Below are 15,831 nucleotides of genomic sequence, written 5' to 3' on the forward strand. Positions count from 1 at the left end.
GCAGGGGCGGACCAGATAGTTCGGTCGTCGAGATTAACACCAGGTTACCGGCCCCCGCTCGGGGGCCACGACGGCTTAGCTTCGATCTCGGCTCGCCCCGGCGGGCCACCGATCACGCCCGACCAGCACGGCTCGGGCGACCACATCGAAGACGACCCCGAGGAGCACCATGCCCAACTTGAACGTCACCTACGGCGACATGCGCGACGCGGCCACCCGCCTGACCAACGGCGAGGCCGACATCGAGTCGAAGCTCCGCGAGCTCAAGGCGCAGGTCGACAGCCTGATCAGCGGCGGCTACGTCACCGACCAGTCCTCCGTCGCCTTCGGCACCTCGTACCAGGAGTTCAACGACGGCGCGACGAAGACCATCCAGGGCCTCGAGGGCATGAGCTCGTACCTCAACAGCGCCGCCGAGGCGCTCGAGCAGACGGACTCCGAGCTGGCCAAGGCGCTCAAGTAGCGCGCCGTCGCGGTCCCGCCCGCCCCCGTCGCGGGGCGGGACCGCGGCGTTCCCCCTCCGCCCCACCTCGACCGCCCCACCTCCTTCGGCCTGCCCCACGAACGGACGCCCCATGCCAGATCTCATCGTCGACGGAGAAGCCCTCCGCACCTCGATCGACTCCCTCTCCCGCGTGCGCGACGAACTGGGGAACCAGATGTCGGGCAGGGACGAGAACCACGACATCTTCGGCCAGAGGGACCTGAACCGGGCCATGCGCGACTTCGCCGGTGACTGGAAGATCCACCGCCAGAAGATCAAGGACGACGTCTCGAAGCTGCACGACAAGCTCGTCGAGATGAGCGAGACCTGGGACGAGGCCGACGGCGAGATGGCGAAGAGCATCAGCACGGAGACCGTCTGATGGGCGCGCGTCCCGGCGAGTGGTCGCTGCTGCACGAGAACGACGACCCGATGTCCGCCGACGTCGACCAGGTGAAGGTGCTCGCGGCCTTCTACGACGACATGGCCCGCACCATCCACGAGCAGGCCGACGTGCTCAAGCGCATCGGCGAGGGCGACGAGACGCACTTCAAGGGCCAGGGCGCCGACAAGGTGCGCGAGAAGAGCAAGGCCGTCGGCGCCTCGCTCGAGCAGATGTCCGGGCGCTACGACGCCGTCCGCGACGCGCTGCGGTCGTACCTGCCCCAGCTCGAGCACGGCCTGGCCGAGTCGGCCTCGGCCCTGCAGGAGGCGGTGGCCGCCCGCGACTCGATGTCGCAGGCCACCGGGATGGCCGACCCCCGCGCGGACCGGCCGAAGGACGCCCCGCCGCTCACCAGCGAGGAGGAGGGGGCCGGCCGCGCCAAGGACGCCGCGCTCGACTCGGCCCAGGGCGCCTCCGCCGCCGCGATCGCCCACCTCCGCCGCGCCCAGGCCGACCTCGACGCTGCCGGGCACGCCGCCTCCTCGACCATCAGGGGCGCCTGGAAGGACGGGCTGCACGACACGCTCGGCGACAAGATCCGCGCCTTCTTCAAGAAGTTCCTCGCGATCCTGATCAAGATCCTCACGTGGATCGGGATCGCCCTGGCCATCATCGCGATCATCATCCCGGGGCTCGGCTTCGTCAGCCTGATGGCGGCTGTGACCGCCGGCGTGGCGTTCGCCGCGACCATCGCGCAGGCGGCCATGGGCGACGCGTCGTGGGTCACGGTGCTGATGGCCGGCATCGGCATCCTGTCGCTCGGAGCAGGTGCGCTGATCACCAAGGCGACGAACGTCACCAAGGGCACGATGATCGCCGGCGGCGCCGCCCACACGGCGAAGATCACCAAGAACGCCCACGCGGCCATGGCGTTCACCGCCAACCAGACGGTCAGGCGCAAGCAGATCTTCGACGACCTCCTGGCCGGACGCGCCACGGTCGAGGCGACGGTGACGCGCCTGAAGGACCTCCCGGTGCGGATGAAGGAGATCCAGGCCTCGGCGGTCAAGCAGTTCAAGGCCGCCGACCTCGGGGAGGTCAAGCCGAACTGGTGGAACGTCGGCCGGACCGGGGACATCCTGAAGTTCGACAAGAAGGCGATCATCGACCAGTTCGGCGAGAAGGGCTGGTCGCTCGACAAGCTGATCGGGGTCGACGGGCTCAAGGGCCTGGCTGACATCGCGACCAAGGCCAAGGCCAGCGGCATCAGCCTCACCTCGATGCGCGTCCAGGAGCTCGTCTACTTCACGGGCGGCTCGAAGGTGTTCGGCTGGGGCAGCACCGCGTTCAGCCTCGGCGCGAACCCCACAGGCCTCGGTGACGACCTCGCCCGCTGGACGGGCTGGGAGGACGCGAAGGCGAACTTCCCGGGCGGCACGCCCTCCGTCGCCGAGGCCGAGGCGGAGAAGCTGTGACCGGTGCGGCCCCGGCCCGCCCGACGGTCGTCGTCGACGTCGACCCGCCCGCCTGGCTGATCGTGCCGCCCGCCGACATGGCGTCCGGCCCCTGGCGGGAGGCGGCTGCGGCGCTCTTCGCGTTCTCGGACGAGGTGGACCGCACCGGCGGCGTCACGCCCCCCGTGCTCGACGTCGACGGTGCACTCGACGGCCTGCTCGCGATGGCTGCCACGCTGGGCGAGACCTCCCGCCTCGCCGCCGGCTTCTCGGTGCCGGGCGCCTGGCCACTGCCCGTGGTCGTCGACGCGGGCCTGACCGGCGACGACGCCCCTGACCTGCTCGACCTCGGCCGCGCCCGGGGCGGCTCGCCGCTCGAGGCGCCCCTGATCGACGAGCTGCCCGACGACGTCGGCCCCGGTGTCGTCGTGACCCGCTTCGACCTCGACCTCGAGGGCCGCGTCTGGGTCACCGTGACCGCCGCCGCACGACGCGACGGCCTCGACGTGACCACCACGTGGCGCAGCACCGACCTCGGGCTCGTGCCGCTCCAGACGCCGGCCGTCGTCGAGCTGGCCGGACGCGTGCGCCTCGTCGACCGGGCCGACGACCTGCAGGAGACGACCCGATGACCACCGCGACCTCCCCCACGGCGGCGCCCGCCGCCTCCTTCGCCCTGGCCCTGCCCGTCGGCTGGGCCCGGCTGCCGGCACGTGCCGAGCAGACCGCCGAGCTCGCTCGCGAGGTCGACCGGATCGTGCGCGAGGCGCTGCCCGACGACCTGCCCCGCGACAGCGCGGAGCCGCTGCGCCGTCAGCTGAGGCGTCGCCTCACCGACGCGGTCGAGGAGGCGGGGCGGGCCGGCGCGAACGCCGTCTACCTGCCCGCCTCGATCGACGGCTTCGCCCTGCCGGTCAGCCTCAGCGAGGCCGAGGTCGACGACGAGTCCGAGACCGAGCCGGTGCGCATCGTCGCCGACCTGCTGAGCGACGCCGGACAGCTCGACGGCCTGCGCGACGTCGACGGCGCCGCGGCCGCCCGCACGGCCGTCACGATCGCCTCCGACCAGGCCGAGGGCTCGTGGGAGCGCACCTGGTCGAGGCGCGTCGTCTACACGATCTCGGTGCCTCACCGGCCGGGGCGGTGGGTCGTGCTGACCTGGTCGGCCGTGTACGGGGACGAGCCGAGCGAGCGCCTCGCCGACGCCCTCGTCGAGCTGTTCGACTCGATCATGACCACGTTCCGCTGGACCGACGTGCCGGGCGAGGACCCGACCCCGGTCGAGCTCGCCGTCGTCGCGGCCGAGGAGGCACGGTGACGGTCCTCGGCGCGGTGACGGCCACGGCCCTCGCGGTCGACCTGCCCCCGATGCTCGAGCCGTTCGGCGACCTGGCCCTCACGGTCGCGGTGCTGCTCACGGTCGCGGTGCTCGCGTTCACGATCCCGGTCTGGGTCGCGTCGCGCCGGGTCGTCAAGGTCGAGGCCGCCGCCTGGGCCGACGACGTGCGCGGCGACCCCTCGGCGACCTGGGCCGCCGACCGGGCGCTGCGCGTGCTCCTCGCCTCGTGCGAGCGCGAGCACGTCGTGTTCCCCGGGCTCGCCCGTGTCGTCGTCGGGGCCGAGCGGATCGACGTCGACCTCGTCACGCCCACCGTCGCGCCGCCCGCCCCGTGGAGCACCGGCCGCGACGGCCGCCGCTGGTCGGCCCCGGTCGAGCTGGTGCAGCGCGAGGCGCTGCCGGCGCGGCGCCCCGACGGGCTCGCGACGGTCGTCGCGCTCGGGTCGTCCCCCGAGGGCCGTGTGCTCGTCGGGCTGCACGCGCTGCACGGCGTCCTCGGGATCGACGGCGACCGGTCCGCCCGCCTGGCCGTAGCACGTCGGATCGCCGACCAGCTCGCCACCTCGCCCTGGAGCCGGTCGACCGCGGTGCTGCGCGTCGGCGTCCGCGACGACGAGGTGGCGGCCGGTGCCCTGCTGTCGCTCGACGACGCCCTCGACGCCGTCGTGACGGGCGCCTCCTCGGGGGTGCTGTTCCTCTCGGAGGTGCCCTCGGTCTCGGCCTGGACCGCCCTCCGCTCGGCCCTCGAACGACCCGAGAACGGCTGGGGGGTCGTGCTGCTCGCCCGGCACGACCAGGTGCGCTGGCAGCTGACCGCCCGCCGCGACGGCACGCTGGTCGGCGACGCCGTCGGCGAGCTGCGCTGGGTCGACGTCGCGCTGAACGGCCACGACGCCGTGGCCGTGCCGGCCGGGCTGCCGCGGTCGGCCGCCGAGGACGCTCCGTCGTCGCCGCCCGCGCCCTCCCTGCCGGTCGCCCCGGGGACGGCCCCGGTCGGCCGCCGACGCGACGCGAGCAGAGGAGGCGCCACCCGCCCGGGCGAGGCGGTGCCGGCCCGATGAGGGTCGTCCTCACCGTCTCCGACGACGTCGCCGGGACGCGCTCCGACCTCGTCGTCGACGCCCCCGGCGAGACGCCGCTCGCGCTCGTGCTCGACGCGATCGGCCGCGAGGTCGGCACCGTCTCGCGGATGCCCGAGGGGGTGGACGAGCAGGCGACCTTCGCGACGAGCGGCCTGCTCGACGGGGCTCTCCTGCACGTCGGCTCCGCGCCTCCCGGCCGTGCCGCCCCCGGCGTCGTCGACCTGCGCCTCGTCGGCGGCGTCGGGGCCGGCCGCTCTGCGCCGCTCGTCGTCGGACGGACCCTCCTCGCCGTCGACCCCGACGGGCACCTGGTCACCGGGGTCGCCGACCTGCCCGCCGTGGCCGAGGTCGACGTCTCGTTCGACGCAGCCGTCCGCGTGCGTGCCGTGCTGCCCGAGGGCGTCGGCGGCGCAGCCGCCCCGGCCCTGCTCGAGGAGGCGCCGCTCACGGCCGAGTGGACGCCGTGGCCGCCCGAGGCCCGCCTGCGCCTGGGCGAGTCCGTGCTCGCCGCGCTGCCCGCGACCGTCCCGGACGTCGTGCTGCTGCGCGCGCCCGACTCGGGCTGGGTCGACTACAACCGCCCGCCGCGCCTGCTGCCGCCGACGCCGCCGGTGAAGTACGTGATCCCGCGGGTGCCCGCCCCGCCGCAGCGCTCGCCCCTGCCCTGGATCATGGCGGCCGTGCCGGCGGTCTTCGGGATCGTGATGGCCGTGGCGTTCCAGCACGCGTTCTACCTGATGTTCGCCTTCATGTCGCCGATCATGATGATCGGCACGACGGTCACGAACCGCCGCAACGGCAAGAAGAGCCACGGCAAGGCCCTCGCCGAGCACCGCGAGCTCGTGGCGCGGATCGAGGGCTGGGTCGACGACTCGATCGACGCCGAGCGCGACCGTCGGCGCACGCGCGCCGCCGACGCGGCCGAGCTGCGCACCGCCGCCCGCGTGCCCACGCACCGGCTCTGGGAGCGCCGTCCGACCGACCCCGACCACCTGCACGTCCGCGTCGGCACGGCCGACCTGCCGAGCACGGTCGAGATCCAGGACGAGCGCTCGACCGACCAGCGGAGCACGGCCACCGGCACGACCCGGCAGGTGCCCGTCGTGCTGTCGCTGGCCCGCACCGGCGTGCTGGGGGTGGCCGGGGCCGGGAATCGACCGCGCCTCCTCGGCCGCTGGCTGGTGGGCCAGCTCGCCGTCGCGCAGAGCCCGCACGACGTGCGGCTGGTGGTGCTCACGTCGGTGGCGGCGCTGCCCGAGTGGGAGTGGACGACCTGGCTGCCGCACGCGCGCCCGGGCGACGGCGACGACGCCCTCGCGGCGATCGGCGCCGACGGCGAGACGATCGGCCGGCGCCTGGCCGAGCTCTCGCTCGTGCTGCAGGAGAGACGTGCGGCGTCGACGGCGTCGCACTCCTCCCGCCCCGCGCGGTTCTCGCCCGAGTACGTCGTGGTGCTCGACGGCGCCCGACGCCTGCGCGCCATGCCGGGCGTCGTGGGGCTGCTGCGCGACGGGCCCGAGCACGGGATCCGCGTCGTCTGCCTCGACGCCGAGGAGTGGCAGCTGCCCGAGGAGTGCACGGCGACCGTCGTGCAGCACGCCGACACGCGGCTGACGGTGCGCGAGCAGGGCCGGGCCGACCTCGACGACGTGCTGGCCGACCTCGTCGTCGACGACTGGTACGACGACGTCGCCCGCGACCTCTCGCCCGTCCGCGACCTCAGCTCGAGCGAGACAGCGGGCCTCGTGCCCGACTCGGCGGCGCTGCTGCCCGTCCTCGGCCTCGAGCACCCCACCGGCGAGCTGCTCGCCGAGCGCTGGCGGCGCGACGGCGGGGCCTCGACCTCGGCGGTCGTCGGGGTCTCGATCGACGGCCCGTTCTCGATCGACATGGTCTCGGACGGCCCGCACGGCCTCGTCGCGGGCACCACCGGGTCGGGCAAGTCCGAGTTCCTGCAGACGCTCGTCGCGTCGCTGGCCGTCGAGAACCGGCCCGACGCCATGACGTTCGTGCTCGTCGACTACAAGGGAGGCGCGGCGTTCGCGGCGGTCGCCGACCTGCCGCACACGGTCGGCCTCGTCACCGACCTCGACAGCCACCTCGTCGAGCGTGCGCTGCGGTCGCTGCGGTCCGAGCTGACGCGGCGGGAGCACGTGCTGGCCGCCTCGGGCGCGAAGGACGTCGAGGACCACGACGAGCACCTGGCCCGCGGCGGCCTCGGCGAGCGCCTGCCGCGCCTCCTGATCGTCATCGACGAGTTCGCCGCCCTGGCGAAGGAGCTGCCCGACTTCGTCAGCGGGCTCGTGGGCATCGCCCAGCGCGGCCGGTCGCTCGGCGTGCACCTCATCCTCGCGACGCAGCGGCCGTCGGGCGTGATCAGTCCCGAGATCCGCGCGAACACGAACCTGCGGGTGGCCCTGCGCATGACCGACACGGGCGAGAGCTCGGACGTGATCGACGTGCCCGACGCGGCGCGCATCGCCAAGTCCCTGCCCGGCCGTGCCTACGCGCGCCTCGGGCACTCGTCGGTCGTGCCGTTCCAGTCGGCCCGCGTGGGCGGGCGGAGCGCCCTCGACAGCGACGGCACGACGGCTCCCCCGTTCGTCCGCCTCTTCGACTGGCGCGACGCCGCCCTCGCCCTGCCGACCCGGCCCGCCACCGGGGCGACCGCGGTCGAGACCGACCTCACCGTGCTCGTCGGGGCCCTGCGCCGGGCCACGGAGCTGTCGGGCCTCGGCCGTCAGCGCAGCCCGTGGCTGCCGCCACTCGAGGCCGTGGTGCCGCTCGACCTGGTCCCGCCGGAGGCGCGGGCCGGCCAGGGTGCGCCCCTCGCCTTCCGCTGGGGCACGGAGGACCTGCCCGACCGGCAGGAGCAGCGCGCCGCCACGATCGACCTCGACCAGCTCGGGCACCTCTACGTCGTCGGCGCTCCGGGCTCCGGTCGCTCGCAGGCGCTGCGGAGCATCGCGGCGGCGGCCGCCTCGGCGGTGTCGAGCGACGACCTGCACCTCTACGGCCTCGACTGCGGCAACGGCGGCATCACGTCGCTGTCCGGGTTCCCGCACACCGGCGCGATCGCGCAGCGCACCCAGCTCGAGCGGTCGACCCGGTTGATCGACCGCCTCGTCGCCGAGATGGGGAGGCGGCACGAGGTGATCGGGGCCGCCGGCGTCGCCAACATCGCCGAGCAGCGGGCCACGGCCGCGCCCGAGGACCGCCTGCCCCACGTGCTCGTGCTGATCGACCGGTGGGAGAACTTCGTCGGCACGCTCGGCGAGCTCGACGGCGGGCGCCTGACCGACTCGGTGCAGGCGATGCTGCGCGACGGGGCCGGCGCGGGCCTGCACCTCGTCATCTCGGGCGACCGGTCGCTGCTGACCAGCCGGATGGCGGTGCTCACCGACGACAAGGTCGTGCTGCGGCTCACCGACCGGCTCGACTACAGCCTGGCCACGATCGACCACAAGACGCTGCCCGCCGAGATCGGCCCGGGCCGGGGCTTCCGCTCCGGCAGCGGCGTCGAGGTGCAGGTCGGCGTGCTCGGCGACGACGTCAGCGGGCAGGCGCAGGTGGCCGCCGTGCGCGCGCTGGCCGAGCGCCTGCAGGCGGTCGAGCCGCGGGGCCTCCGCCGCACCTCCCCCCTGCGGGTGGACGACCTGCCGAGCCAGCTCGACCTCGACGCGGCGCTCGAGCTCGCCGGTGCCGACGCCAGCCGACCGCTCTGGGCCCTGGTCGGCGTGGGCGGCGACGAGATGACGGCGCAGGGCATCGACCTCGAGGCGGACGCCCCGACCTTCGTCGTGGCCGGCCCGTCGCGGAGCGGCCGCAGCACGATGCTGCTCACCATCGCCGAGTCGCTGCTGCGGGCCGGCACCGAGATCGTCGTCGCCGCCCCGCGCCCCTCGCCCCTCCGCGGGCTGGCCGGGCACCCCGGCGTCCGGGGCGTGCTGACCGGCTCGGACCTCGTCGAGGACGACCTCGCGCCCCTGCTCGCGCCCGACGGCAGGCCGGTGGCGCTGATCGTCGACGACGGCGAGCTGCTGCTCGACGTGAGTGCGAAGCAGTGGCTCCGCGCCTTCGTGCAGTCGGCGGCCGACCACCGCCGGGCGCTCGTGCTCGGCGGCAACGCGAACGGCCTCTGCGCGGGCTTCTCGGGCTGGCAGGTCGAGGCGAAGAAGAACCGCCGCGGGGCGCTGCTCAGCCCGCAGGCGACCCTCGACGGCGACCTCGTCGGCGTCCGGGTGACACGGTCGATGGTGTCGTCGCGGGTCGTCCCCGGGCGGGCGCTGGTGCACCTTGGCAGCGGCGAGCCCCTCACCGTGCAGGTGCCCGTGGCGCCGACGAGGGCGGCGGTAGTGTTGGCCGGTCACGACTGACCAGGGGGACCAGATGAGCGACGACGCACTGCCGCAGGCCGCGGGCCAGGCCGCACCGGGGGCGAGCGGAGGTCCGACGTCGGGACCGGAGCCGGAGCCGTCGCCGCCCCCCTCGCCGTCGCCGTCGTCGTCGTCGTCGCCACCGAGCTGGCGTCGGGGGTGGAGCCGTCGCCGCACGCTGCTCCTCGGCGGGGCCGCCGTGCTCTTCGCGCTCGGCGTCGTCGCCGCCGTCGTGGTGGGCCGCACGGCCGCCACGCACCAGCCGCAGGCCGCCGTCGTGGCCTACCTCGACGCGGTGCAGCAGGGCGACGTCGAGCAGGCGATGTCGCTCGACGGCACCGAGGTCGGCGACGGCGACGTGCTCCTCACGAACGACGCCTACGCGGGCGTCACCGACGGGGTCACGGGCTGGCGCGTGACCGGCTCGCGCGTCGACGGCGACACGGCTGCCGTCTACGCCGTCGTCCAGCAGGGCGGCGAGGCGGGCGCCGTGTACGACCAGCAGTTCACGCTCGAGAAGGACGGCACCGACCTCCTCTTCTTCGACCGGTGGACGCTCACGCCCGTCGAGCTCGGCACCCTCACCGTCCAGGTCGGCGCGCCCGACGCCGCCGTCGTGACGGCGGCCGGCGTCGAGGTGCCCCACGCCGGAGCCGAGGGCGACACGGTCGAGCTGCGGGCGTTCCCCGGCAGCTACCCCGCCACGCTCGACGGGGCGGGCGCCTACGCGGCGGACGACGTCGTCGGGATCGCGACCGGCGCCTCCTCGACCGGCAGCCCCGCCACGCTCGTCGCGACGCTGACCGACACGGGCCAGGCGTCGGCACGCGCCGCCGTCGACGCGTGGCTCGCGGCGTGCGTCGCCAGCCCCGACCTCAAGCCCGCCGGCTGCAGCTTCCAGATCCTCAACGAGCCGACCGGCTACACGCTGACCGACCAGAAGTGGACGCTCGAGACGACGCCCGTCTACGAGATAGGCGAGTGGACGAGCCAGGGCTGGCAGGTGGAGGACACGACGGAGGGGTCGGCGGTCTTCACCTCGACGGTCAGCGACGGCGCGGGCTCCACCGGCACCTTCAACTCGGTGGGCTCCGTGCGGGTCCCGATCCAGGGGGTCGTCCCGGACGTGACGGCCGAGGGCGCGACCTTCACGTCGACGCTGCTGCAGTACTGACGGCAGGAGCCCCGCCAGACCCCCGGGTGAGGACTGGGGTACGCGCCGGGGTACGCGGAAGCGTGTCGGCGGCCTACTCGGAGCTGCACCCCGACCTGGCACGCCGCTCACAGCCTGAGGGAGTGGATTGTCGTCATCGGATCGTCCACGACCTGCAGGAGAACACCATGAACCCCGTCAAATTCATCTCGGACCTCGGCGTCAAGAGCGAGCACGCCTACTGGGGCGGCTTCGCCTCCATCGTCATCGCGCTCGTCGCCTGGCTGGCGTCGCAGGGCAAGGACTCCAACGACAAGGCCCAGTCCGACCGCTGGGGCATCTTCATCGGCCACTGGGCGCCCACGTTCTTCGCCCTCGGCATCGCCCTGAAGCAGGAAGAGAAGTAGGCAGCTCTCCCATCTCGTCCCCCCGGACGACGGCGCCGCGGCGACGTCATCCGGGGGGACGACTCGTTCGCGGCGGGGTTCTGAGGCCGGGGCCGGTCAGGGGCGACCGGCGCCGGCGAGCAGGGCCGCGGCGAGGTCGCGTGCCGTCTCGACCGGCTGCGGGAAGGTCGCCATCCCGAGCGTGACGAGGGCGCCCTCGTGCAGCAGCATCAGCTGCCGCGCGAGGGCGCCGTCGTCGTCCCGCCCCAGCCCCGCCTCCGCGAGGAGGTCGGCGACCAGCGCGAGCATCCAACGCTTCTGCCGGGTGAGCTCAGGCAGCACCGGCCCGCCGACGTCCGGGCCGCCCACCTCGGCACGGGCGTTGATCACGCCGCAGCCCTTGGGCGAGTTGTCGGCGGCCCAGGTGAGCGTCGCGTCGAAGACAGCGAGCACCCGCTCGGGGCCGGGCTCGGGCGTGCGGGCCAGCTCGGCGGCGAGGTGGGCGCGCCATCTCGCGTCGCGGTGCTGCAGGTACGAGACGACCAGCGCCTCCTTCGAGCCGAAGCGGTCGTAGAGGGTCTTCTTGGTGACGCCGGCCGCCTCGGCGATCGTGTCGACGCCGACGGCGTGGACGCCGCGGTCGTAGAAGAGGTCGGAGGCGGCGTCGAGGAGGCGGCGCGCACCCGGCGTGAGGGAGGGCAGCTCGGGCGGGGTGAGATCGACCATGCCCGTGACTATACCCATCTGTATAGTCAGGGGCATGACTAAACAGATCGGTGTACAGAACGACCGCGAGAGGGGCCGTGCGCGCCGCGCGCCCGGCGTCGTCACGGTTCTCGCCGCCGCCGCGTTCGTCCTCGCGTGGAGCTCGGGCTTCACCATCGCTGCCGTCGCCACCGTCGACGCGCCCGCGACGACGCTGCTGCTCTGGCGGTTCCTGCCGCTCGCGGTGCTGCTCGTCGCGGTGGCCGCCGCCCGGGGGCGGCTGCGCGGCGTCCCCCGCGTCGAGCTGCGGCGCCAGGCCGTGATCGGGCTGCTCGCGCAGTTCGGCTACGTCGTGTTCGTCTACGCGGCGGTCGGCGCCGGGGTGGCGACCGGCAGCACGGCCCTGGTCGACGCGGTGCAGCCGCTCGTCGTCGCCACCCTCGTCGGACCGCTGCTCGGGCTGCGCGTGCGGGGCGCGCAGTGGGCCGGGCTCGGAGTCGGGGCGATCGGCGTCGTGCTCGTCGTCGGGTCGCAGCTCGGCGACTCGGACGCGCCGGCGTGGGCCTGGGCCCTCCCGGCGCTGGCCATGGCGAGCCTGATCGCCGGCACGCTCGTCGAGCGGCGCGGCGGGGCGGACTTGCCCGTGCTCACGACGCTGACGGTGCACGTGAGCGTGACGGCAGCGGCGCTCGTGGTGCTCGCGGCCGCGACCGGGACGCTCGTGCCGCCTCCGTCGCCCTCGTTCTGGGCCGCCACCGTGCTGTCGGCGCTGGTGCCGACGCTCGCCGCGTACGGGCTCTACTGGTGGCTGCTGCGCCGGCTGGGCGTGACCGCCCTGAACGCGCTGCTGTTCCTGGTCGCGCCGACCACCGCGGCCTCCGGCGCCCTGCTCCTGGGCGAGCCGCTCACGGCGTGGACCCTCGCGGGGTTCGTGCTCAGCGGCGCCGGCTCCGCCCTCGTGCTGGCCGGCGGACGAGGGAGGCGCGCACCGGTCGGCGAGGCCCTCGCGGCCGCCTGAGGCGCCTCCGTCGCGCCTCTCCCGTGCTTTCTCCACAGCCGCCGGGCCGGGCCTCGTCACCAGCCGTTCACGTGGCGGGGACGTCGGCGGCCACCAGGGGTGGCACGATGGTGCGATGGACAGCGAACCACGCGTCGACGGCGCCGGCGTCACCCCCGATTTCCTCGACGACTTCGACGAGATCGTCAGCTTCGAGGACGGCACGCTCCCCGCCGAGCGGTACCTCGACCGAGAGCTCAGCTGGCTGGCGTTCAACCAGCGCGTGCTCGAGCTCGCCGAGGACCCGACGACGCCGCTGCTCGAGCGCGCGAACTTCCTCGCGATCTTCGCCAGCAACCTCGACGAGTTCTTCATGGTCCGCGTCGCCGGCCTGAAGCGGCGCATCGCCACCGGGCTCGCCGTGCCCACGAACGTCGGCCGCGGCCCCAACGAGGTGCTCGCCGACATCAACGCCAAGGCGCACGACCTGCAAGAGCGGCACGCCCGGGCGTTCCTCGACCTGGTCAAGCCCGATCTCGACGACGCGGGCATCCACATCGAGAAGTGGTCCGACCTCGAAGAGGCCGACCGCGTCCGCATGCGCGAGATCTTCACCGAGCAGATCTTCCCCGTGCTCATGCCGCTCGCCGTCGACCCCGCGCACCCGTTCCCGTACATCTCGGGCCTCTCGCTGAACCTCTCGGTGCGCGTCCGCAACCCGAAGACGATGCGCCAGGAGTTCGCGCGCCTCAAGGTGCCGCAGATGCTTCCGCGCTTCGTGCAGCTGCCCGACAACGACAGCGGGCGCGTGCGGTTCATCCCGCTGGAAGACCTGATCGCGAACCACCTGCAAGACCTGTTCCCGGGCATGGAGGTCGTCGAGCACCACGTGTTCCGCGTCACCCGCAACGAGGACGTCGAGGTCGACGAGGACGAGTCGGAGAACCTGATCCAGGCGCTCGAGCGCGAGCTGCTGCGTCGGCGCTTCGGCCCGCCCATCCGCCTCGAGATCACCGACGACATGGACCCGGTCACGCTCGAGCTGCTCGTCCGCGAGCTCGACGTCACCGACCAAGAGGTCTACCGGCTGCCGGCCCCCCTCGACCTCGCCGGCCTCTTCGAGATCACGAAGATGCCCCGCTCCGACCTCAAGTACCCCAAGCACCTGCCCCAGACGGCCCTGCAGCTGCAGCCGACCGAGCCGAACATGAAGCCCGACATGTTCGCGAGCATCGCCCGGCAGGACATCCTGGTGCACCACCCGTACGAGTCGTTCGCGACGAGCGTGCAGGCGTTCCTCGAGCAGGCGGCGGCCGACCCCAACGTCCTCGCCATCAAGCAGACGCTCTACCGGACGAGCGGCGACAGCCCCATCATCGAGGCCCTCATCGACGCCGCCGAGTCGGGCAAGCAGGTGCTCGCCCTCGTCGAGGTCAAGGCGCGCTTCGACGAGCAGAACAACATCACCTGGGCCCGCAAGCTCGAGAAGGCCGGCGTGCACGTCGTCTACGGGCTGGTCGGGCTCAAGACCCACTGCAAGCTCGCGCTCGTCATCCGCCAGGAGAAGGGCCGACTGCGGCACTACACGCACATCGGCACGGGCAACTACAACCCGAAGACGAGCCGCATCTACGAGGACATGGGCCTCTTCACCGCCGACGACCAGGTCGGCAAAGACCTGACGCGCCTGTTCAACGAGCTGTCGGGCTACGCGATCGAGAAGAAGTTCAAGCGACTCCTCGTCGCGCCGCGCTACCTGCGCCGCGGGCTGCTCAAGCAGATCCAGGGCGAGATCGAGGCCGCGCAGGCCGGTCGCCCCTCGGGCATCAAGATCAAGATCAACTCGATCGTCGACGAGCAGATCATCGACGCGCTCTACAAGGCCAGCCAGGCCGGCGTGCCGGTCGACGTCTGGGTGCGTGGCATCTGCACCATCAAGCCGGGCCAGCCCGGCCTGAGCGACACGATCCGCGTGCGGTCGGTCCTCGGTCGCTACCTCGAGCACTCGCGCCTGTTCTGGTTCGCGAACGACGGCGACCCCCAGGTCTTCATCGGCAGCGCCGACATGATGCACCGCAACCTCGACCGCCGCATCGAGGCGCTCGTGCGCCTCACGCAGCAGGACCACCTCGACCAGGTCTCCGAGCTCTTCGACCGTGCGATGTCCGACGAGACGGCGTCGTGGTGGCTCGAGAGCGACGGCACCTGGACGCGCCACGCGCGTGACGCGTCGGACGCGCCGCTCGCCGACATGCAGAACGTGCTGATGAAGCAGATCACGCAGCGCCGCCGGGCCAGCCGGTGAGCACGGTCGCCCCCACGACGATCGTCGCTGCCGGCGCGGTCTGCTTCCGCCTCGTCGACGGCAAGGCGCGCGTGCTGCTCATCCACCGCGAGCACCACGGCGACGTCTCGCTGCCCAAGGGCAAGGTCGACCCCGGCGAGTCGACGCCGCAGACGGCCGTCCGAGAGATCCGGGAGGAGACGGGGTACCGCGTCGCCCTCGGGGCCCCGCTCGGCACCGCCGAGTACGTCATGCCCGGCGGGCGGGACAAGATCGTGCACTACTGGGCGGCCGAGGTCACCGACGAGGCCTTCGCCGAGGCAGGGCGCTTCACGCCCAACAGCGAGGTCGCCGCGATCGAGTGGGTCTCGATCGAGAAGGCGCGCGCCAAGCTGACCTACGAACGGGACGCGGAGGTGCTCGACCGGTTCGCCGACCGCGTCGCCTCGGGCGCCGCCCGCACCTTCGCCCTCGTGGCCCTGCGGCACGCGAAGACGACGTCGCCCGGCGACTGGAGCGGCTCGGACGCCACCCGCCCCCTCCTGCCCCAGGGCCGCCGCCAGGCCAAGTCGATCGCGCCCGGCATCGCCGCGTGGGCCCCGCAGCGCCTGATCAGCAGCACGGCCGCCCGCTGCCTCGCGACGCTCGAGCCGGTCTCGGCGCTGACCCGCGTCGGGGTCAAGCAGAGCGACTCGATCAGCCAGGACGCGTTCGACCGCCACGACGACGACGTGACCGGCGTGGTCGCGAAGCGCCTGAAGAAGCGGGTGCCGGCCGTGTTCTGCACGCACGCCCCGGTGCTGCCCGAGATCGTGCGGCAGATCGCCGCGGGGACGGTCGGGGGCCACCGGCTCGACCTGCGCCGCGCCTCCTCGCTGAGTCCCGGCGAGTACACCGTGCTGCACGTGTCGTGCTCCGATGCCGCGCTCGTCGCCGTCGAGACGCACGGCCCCGTGCTCTGAGGCCTGCCGACGACCTGCCTCTCCTCGCGCCCCGTGGCCCTGCCGCGGGGCGCGAGCCGTGTCGGGCCGGGCCCCGGGCCGGCGCGACGGGTGGACCCGGCGGGTGATCCTGGCCCCGCGGCACCGTGGCGGCGGGCACGCCCGGCCGATGTTCCCCCCGCGTTAACCTCCCGTTCACCATCGCAGACGACCGTGGTTAACCGCCCGACGTAGCGTCTCGCAAC

13 protein-coding genes are annotated in these 15,831 nt (G+C 73.6%); 12 read left to right on the forward strand and 1 reads right to left on the reverse strand.

Annotated elements, in window-relative coordinates; translation table 11 throughout:
• Positions 1-169: 169 nt before the first annotated feature.
• From ACZZ97_RS11585 to ACZZ97_RS11625, 9 genes are all read left to right on the forward strand, one after another.
• Positions 170-463, forward strand: a complete 294-nt coding sequence (locus ACZZ97_RS11585) for a WXG100 family type VII secretion target (protein ID WP_133738336.1) — start codon at positions 170-172, stop codon at positions 461-463.
• 112 nt (positions 464-575) lie between these two features.
• Positions 576-866, forward strand: coding sequence for a hypothetical protein (locus tag ACZZ97_RS11590; protein ID WP_314101794.1), 291 nt, complete (start codon positions 576-578; stop codon positions 864-866).
• A complete protein-coding gene (locus ACZZ97_RS11595; RefSeq protein WP_463473255.1) occupies positions 866-2,344 on the forward strand; it encodes a hypothetical protein in 1,479 nt (492 codons plus the stop codon). The genes ACZZ97_RS11590 and ACZZ97_RS11595 overlap by 1 nt, the downstream gene beginning before the upstream one ends.
• Positions 2,341-2,955 (forward strand): hypothetical protein, encoded by a 615-nt coding sequence (locus tag ACZZ97_RS11600; RefSeq protein WP_314101791.1) that lies wholly within the window; start codon positions 2,341-2,343, stop codon positions 2,953-2,955. Before ACZZ97_RS11595 ends, ACZZ97_RS11600 begins: the two co-directional genes overlap by 4 nt.
• Positions 2,952-3,641: a hypothetical protein gene (locus ACZZ97_RS11605; protein ID WP_463473256.1), complete on the forward strand. Its 690-nt coding sequence runs from the start codon at positions 2,952-2,954 to the stop codon at positions 3,639-3,641. The genes ACZZ97_RS11600 and ACZZ97_RS11605 overlap by 4 nt, the downstream gene beginning before the upstream one ends.
• On the forward strand, positions 3,638-4,723 hold the full coding sequence (locus ACZZ97_RS11610) for a hypothetical protein (RefSeq protein WP_463473257.1): 1,086 nt from the start codon (positions 3,638-3,640) through the stop codon (positions 4,721-4,723). The genes ACZZ97_RS11605 and ACZZ97_RS11610 overlap by 4 nt, the downstream gene beginning before the upstream one ends.
• The gene (locus tag ACZZ97_RS11615) at positions 4,720-9,120 is read left to right on the forward strand and encodes an FtsK/SpoIIIE domain-containing protein (RefSeq protein WP_463473258.1); all 4,401 of its coding nucleotides are present in this window, start codon (positions 4,720-4,722) and stop codon (positions 9,118-9,120) included. Before ACZZ97_RS11610 ends, ACZZ97_RS11615 begins: the two co-directional genes overlap by 4 nt.
• A 13-nt stretch (positions 9,121-9,133) precedes the next feature.
• Positions 9,134-10,294 carry a hypothetical protein gene (locus tag ACZZ97_RS11620; protein ID WP_463473259.1) on the forward strand — a complete coding sequence of 387 codons (1,161 nt, stop codon included), beginning with the start codon at positions 9,134-9,136 and terminating at the stop codon, positions 10,292-10,294.
• A 167-nt stretch (positions 10,295-10,461) separates the two neighbouring features.
• A complete protein-coding gene (locus ACZZ97_RS11625; RefSeq protein WP_123547843.1) occupies positions 10,462-10,680 on the forward strand; it encodes a hypothetical protein in 219 nt (72 codons plus the stop codon).
• Between the two features lie 96 nt (positions 10,681-10,776).
• On the opposite strand, the gene ACZZ97_RS11630 is transcribed toward ACZZ97_RS11625, so the two are convergent.
• Entirely contained in the window at positions 10,777-11,385 is a 609-nt protein-coding gene (locus ACZZ97_RS11630; protein ID WP_463473260.1) for a TetR/AcrR family transcriptional regulator, read from the reverse strand.
• A gap of 34 nt (positions 11,386-11,419) precedes the next feature.
• Here ACZZ97_RS11630 and ACZZ97_RS11635 point away from each other — a divergent pair, with 34 nt between their 5' ends.
• The 3 genes from ACZZ97_RS11635 (at position 11,420) to ACZZ97_RS11645 (ending at position 15,607) form a co-directional block, all read left to right on the forward strand.
• Positions 11,420-12,382 carry a DMT family transporter gene (locus ACZZ97_RS11635; RefSeq protein WP_463473261.1) on the forward strand — a complete coding sequence of 321 codons (963 nt, stop codon included), beginning with the start codon at positions 11,420-11,422 and terminating at the stop codon, positions 12,380-12,382.
• Between the two features lie 115 nt (positions 12,383-12,497).
• On the forward strand, positions 12,498-14,666 hold the full coding sequence (locus ACZZ97_RS11640) for an RNA degradosome polyphosphate kinase (protein WP_123547840.1): 2,169 nt from the start codon (positions 12,498-12,500) through the stop codon (positions 14,664-14,666).
• Positions 14,663-15,607, forward strand: a complete 945-nt coding sequence (locus tag ACZZ97_RS11645; protein ID WP_123547839.1) for an NUDIX hydrolase — start codon at positions 14,663-14,665, stop codon at positions 15,605-15,607. Before ACZZ97_RS11640 ends, ACZZ97_RS11645 begins: the two co-directional genes overlap by 4 nt.
• Positions 15,608-15,831: the final 224 nt, after the last annotated feature.

Source organism: Frigoribacterium sp. AC512 (genome assembly GCF_979258295.1).

What these genes read in the sequence shown, in the direction of transcription:
- ACZZ97_RS11585 (WP_133738336.1), top strand. Translation starts at nt 170, where the DNA reads ATGCCCAACTTGAACGTCACCTACGGCGACATGCGCGACGCGGCCACC.
- ACZZ97_RS11590 (WP_314101794.1), top strand. Translation starts at nt 576, where the DNA reads ATGCCAGATCTCATCGTCGACGGAGAAGCCCTCCGCACCTCGATCGAC.
- ACZZ97_RS11595 (WP_463473255.1), top strand. Translation starts at nt 866, where the DNA reads ATGGGCGCGCGTCCCGGCGAGTGGTCGCTGCTGCACGAGAACGACGAC.
- ACZZ97_RS11605 (WP_463473256.1), top strand. Translation starts at nt 2,952, where the DNA reads ATGACCACCGCGACCTCCCCCACGGCGGCGCCCGCCGCCTCCTTCGCC.
- ACZZ97_RS11615 (WP_463473258.1), top strand. Translation starts at nt 4,720, where the DNA reads ATGAGGGTCGTCCTCACCGTCTCCGACGACGTCGCCGGGACGCGCTCC.
- ACZZ97_RS11620 (WP_463473259.1), top strand. Translation starts at nt 9,134, where the DNA reads ATGAGCGACGACGCACTGCCGCAGGCCGCGGGCCAGGCCGCACCGGGG.
- ACZZ97_RS11625 (WP_123547843.1), top strand. Translation starts at nt 10,462, where the DNA reads ATGAACCCCGTCAAATTCATCTCGGACCTCGGCGTCAAGAGCGAGCAC.
- ACZZ97_RS11630 (WP_463473260.1), bottom strand. Translation starts at nt 11,385, where the DNA reads ATGGTCGATCTCACCCCGCCCGAGCTGCCCTCCCTCACGCCGGGTGCG.
- ACZZ97_RS11635 (WP_463473261.1), top strand. Translation starts at nt 11,420, where the DNA reads ATGACTAAACAGATCGGTGTACAGAACGACCGCGAGAGGGGCCGTGCG.
- ACZZ97_RS11640 (WP_123547840.1), top strand. Translation starts at nt 12,498, where the DNA reads ATGGACAGCGAACCACGCGTCGACGGCGCCGGCGTCACCCCCGATTTC.